Genomic DNA, 4,150 nt, shown 5'->3' on the forward strand with positions numbered 1-4,150 from the left:
GAGCTTCTGTCCAGGAAGATGATATGTCCGGACTGTTCTCCGCCAAGAACGCCTCCTGTCTTCAGCATTCTCTCAAGTACGTACTTGTCGCCGACCTTCGTCCTGTCGAGAACAAGATTTCTGGAAGTCAGATATTTCTCGAAGCCTAGATTCGACATAACAGTTGCAACAACTCTGTTGCCCTTCAATCTTCCCTGACTAACCATCTTAATCGAGTTCAGAGCCATCAACATGTCGCCGTCTATCAACCTCGAACCGGGGAGAACAAAGAGACATCTGTCGGCGTCGCCGTCAAAGAGCACACCAATTTGCCCTTGGTCGAGTGAATTTCCCAAGTATTCAGGAAAAAGCGAACCACAGCCATCGTTTATGTTTATTCCGTTTGGTTTGATTCCGCGAAGGTCGGCCTTGATGCCTAGGCTTTCGTATACCATCGATATGACGGTCGAAATTGCCCCATTTGCGCCGTCGACAACGATCCCTTTTGAAGGAAGCTTTTCACGCTTGTAGAGACCCACTACGTAATCAATATACTCATCTCTGTAATGGTCTACTTGTCGGATCTTCCCGACTCCGGAGAAGACTGTGTAATGGTAAGGGTTGTCTATTATCAGGTTCTCAATTTCAACTTCGTCTTCGTCTGAAATCTTCATTCCTTTGGCCAGCACCTTGATTCCGTTGTAGACAGCCGGATTGTGAGAGGCTGAAATAACCGCTCCCAGAGTGTTTTCCTTCTTGGTAATGTATGCGAGAGCCGGAGTGGGAATTACTCCGGCAAATTCAACGTTCATACCCGCAGAGGCCGCTCCGGCAGCCATTGCGCTTTCGATAAGATCACCGGAGTTTCTCGTATCCTTTGCTATGATAAACCTGTTGTACTTTCCCAGGTAGTATCTTCCAATTGCGTTGCCAAGCTTCATGGCAAGTTCGGGCGTGAGCTCTTCGTTAATAACTCCCCTGATGCCGTCGGTTCCGAACAGCTTTTTCATCAAATCACCCCTAAATATAAACATTTCTATACCTATCATTTAGTTTACCATAGAATCTCGTTGACAACTCAAAGTATGGACTATATAATTGTCACTGTTGGAGAGATGGCCGAGCGGTCGAAGGCGTACGCCTGGAGAGCGTATGACGAGCACAACTCGTCCGTGGGTTCAAATCCCACTCTCTCCGCCAGAAAACCACCCGTCTTTCCGACGGGTTTTTCCTTAGATTGGGTAGCTTCTCCGAACCCTTTCTGAAATGGAGGGATGATGGCAGAAAGATCGATAAACATAAGGCTTAATAGAGCTTTGGGTCAGAACTTCCTGAAGTCCGACAGAATTTCGAGAAGGATAGTCGATTCAGTTGAGATGGATGCTTCTTCAACTGTTGTCGAAATTGGCGTTGGTTCAGGTTCACTTACAGCTGTCTTGCTTGAGAGAGGCTTCAATGTAATTGGCTTTGAGATCGACACAAGATTCGAAGAGGGTAACAAAAAGCTTGAAGGCGAAAGATGCAAACTCTTGTACGAGGACTTTCTCAAAGCAGATCTAAGCTCGCTGCCCGAACCCGTAACCTATGTTGCCAACATCCCCTACTACATCACTTCTCCAATTATTGAAAGAATCATGTTTGAAGGGCCGACTTTTGATAAGGCAGTCTTGATGGTTCAGAAGGAGTATGCCGACAGATTGACCGCAACACCTCGAACTAAGGAATACGGTATACTGACGGTGAACGTCAACACGTTTGCTGAAGTAACGGAACTCTTCCATGTCTCGAAAAAGGAGTTTATTCCTCAGCCTGAGGTAGACTCCATGGTAATTCGGCTTTCGCTGCTCGAAAATGCTCCGATTGAAAGAGCGGAAAGAACGGTTTACAGGAGATTTGTCAGGCAATGTTTCTCTCAGAGACGCAAGAAGCTAAAGAACAATCTGGAGGGTCTGGTCGAGTTTCCTGAGAATCTGTTGCAGTCGTCTGGAATCGGGGCAGACGTGAGGGCCGAAGAGCTGAACAAGGAGGATTTTGTTAGACTGTTCAGGAATGTGTATCCCGAAGGTGGTGTGAACCCGAAAACGGGTGAGTAATGGAAAGAGAGCTTTTCGAAAAGATTCTGAATTCACTTATCGAGGGAATAATCGTCGTCGATTCAGACGAGACAATAGCCTTCATAAATGACGAGGCACTCAATATTCTGGGAATAGACGGAGAAGATGCATCAGGAGCTTCCGTTAGAGAGACCATACCAAACACAAGGCTCCATATCGTCTTGAAAAGCGGCGAAGCAGAGCTGAATAGAATTCAGTACCTTAAAGACAAGACAATAGTCACCTCGAGGTTCCCGATCGTCAATTCTAACGGACTTGTTCACGCGGCAATGGCCGTCTTTCGAGATATTACAAACGTCGAGAAAATGGCCGAGGAAGTTATAAATCATAAAGAAATGGAAGGGCTTCTGACTTCGATTATTGACAGTACTTATGATGCAATTTCCGTTGCCGATGAAAAGGGGAAGATCGTTCTCGTAAACAAAGCTTACACAAGAATCACTGGAATGAGCCCAGATTACGTTATTGGAAAGATGGCAACTGTCGACATAGCGGAGGGTTCCTCGCTTCATCTGGAAGTGGCGAGAACAAGGAAGCCTATATACAATGCGAGGCTCAAGGTCGGTCCAAACAAGAAAGAAGTACTGGTAAATGTCACGCCGCTCTTCGTGAAAGGCTCATTCAAAGGAAGCGTGGCCGTTATCCACGACATATCCGAAATCGAAAGACTTGCTAGAGAGCTTGAAGATACGAAGAGGCTTCTGAGATACATGAAGGCAAAGTACACCTTCGATGACATCGCCGGATCGTCCAAACTGATGCAGGTCGCAATAGATCAGGCGAGGAAAGTCTCAATCACAAAGGCAACGGTTTTGCTTAACGGTCAGAGTGGTACCGGGAAAGAGCTCTTTGCACACGCAATACACCATTCAAGTGATAGACGCGATGCGAGCTTCATTAGTGTGAACTGTGCAGCGCTGCCCGAAACTCTGCTTGAATCAGAGCTCTTCGGTTATGTCGAAGGAGCCTTTACGGGAGCGCGCCGCGGTGGAAAGAAGGGACTTCTTCAGGAAGCAAACGGGGGAACGGTATTCCTGGATGAAGTCGCGAAGATGAGTCTTTCGGTCCAGTCGAAATTCCTGAAATTCCTTCAGGATAAAGAGATTAAGCCCGTTGGAGGAAATGAGACAGTCAAACTGGATGTACGGGTGATCGCCGCAACGAATGTCAGTCTGGAAAAGCTTGTGGCGGCCGGAGAGTTTCTTCCCGATCTGTACTACCGTTTGAACGTAGTTCCCATATTCATCCCTTCTTTGAGGGAGCGACCTGAGGACATTCCCGAGATTGCAAGACTGGTAGTAATGCGGCTCAATCAGGAGTATGGCAGGATGGTCGCGGGCATTGATCCGGCCGTCCTAACGCTGTTTAGGAAACATGATTGGCCTGGCAACGTTAGGGAGCTCGAGAACGTCATCGGTAGGGCAATGATCAGCATGGAACTCGAAGAGAAGACAATAATGCCTTTTCACATAAAGGGAGTCATTGAAAGACCTGAGAAGCACGGCGAACTGCCTATGGGAAGCCTGACAGTGTTAATGGAAGACTATGAAAAAGAGATTATCCGGGCAGCCCTCGAAAGAAACGACTGGAATAAGACAAAGACTTCAAACGAACTGGGGATAAGCATAAGGAGTCTATACTATAAGCTTGAAAAGTACGGTCTCGCTGACAACCAAATAGACCGATGATATAATTATCATTGGGGGCGAAACGGTTTCGACGGGGTCAATGAACTTGAAGGAGCGAGCCGAGGTCCCGGAGCCGCGTCAAAAAACCGGACAAGCAGAAATGCCAATAACGAATTTGCACTTGCTGCTTAATAATTAATAAGTAGCCGTCCGAATAGCTTTTTGGTCTGGTGGGCTATGAAGGGCGTCAGAAAATCAGACCTTACCCGTGGATCTGCTCCGAATTCTCGGGGACACTTAGGGGCTAGGACAGTCGGACTCTGCCTGTGAAGTCTTGACTGTTGACGATGATCACAGGCTGCGCTCGGAGAGCCTGCAAGGAATTTGGTTTCGGACGCGAGTTCGACTCTCGCCGCCTCCACCAAGGCA

3 protein-coding genes, 1 tRNA gene and 1 other RNA gene are annotated in these 4,150 nt (G+C 47.4%); 4 read left to right on the forward strand and 1 reads right to left on the reverse strand.

Features of this window, described 5'->3' with window-relative positions; translation table 11 throughout:
- Positions 1-989, reverse strand: a 989-nt coding sequence (locus tag ENN47_03045) for a phosphoglucosamine mutase (GenBank protein HDP77160.1), incomplete at its 3' end; no start/stop codon positions are given.
- Positions 990-1,088: 99 nt separating this feature from the next.
- On the opposite strand from ENN47_03045, the gene ENN47_03050 reads away from it, so the two are divergent.
- From ENN47_03050 to ssrA, 4 genes are all read left to right on the forward strand, one after another.
- Positions 1,089-1,179 (forward strand) — tRNA-Ser (locus tag ENN47_03050).
- Between the two features lie 77 nt (positions 1,180-1,256).
- Complete coding sequence (rsmA, locus tag ENN47_03055; protein ID HDP77161.1) at positions 1,257-2,072, forward strand: ribosomal RNA small subunit methyltransferase A; 816 nt, start codon at positions 1,257-1,259, stop codon at positions 2,070-2,072.
- Complete coding sequence (locus tag ENN47_03060) at positions 2,072-3,781, forward strand: sigma-54-dependent transcriptional regulator (protein HDP77162.1); 1,710 nt, start codon at positions 2,072-2,074, stop codon at positions 3,779-3,781. Before rsmA ends, ENN47_03060 begins: the two co-directional genes overlap by 1 nt.
- Positions 3,782-3,794: 13 nt before the next feature.
- Positions 3,795-4,145, forward strand: a transfer-messenger RNA (tmRNA) gene (gene ssrA / locus ENN47_03065).
- Positions 4,146-4,150: the final 5 nt, after the last annotated feature.

Source organism: Mesotoga infera (genome assembly GCA_011045915.1).
Classification (GTDB): domain Bacteria; phylum Thermotogota; class Thermotogae; order Petrotogales; family Kosmotogaceae; genus Mesotoga; species Mesotoga infera_D.

Coding starts and splice junctions, on each gene's coding strand:
- rsmA (HDP77161.1), top strand. CDS start 1,257: ATGGCAGAAAGATCGATAAACATAAGGCTTAATAGAGCTTTGGGTCAG.
- ENN47_03060 (HDP77162.1), top strand. CDS start 2,072: ATGGAAAGAGAGCTTTTCGAAAAGATTCTGAATTCACTTATCGAGGGA.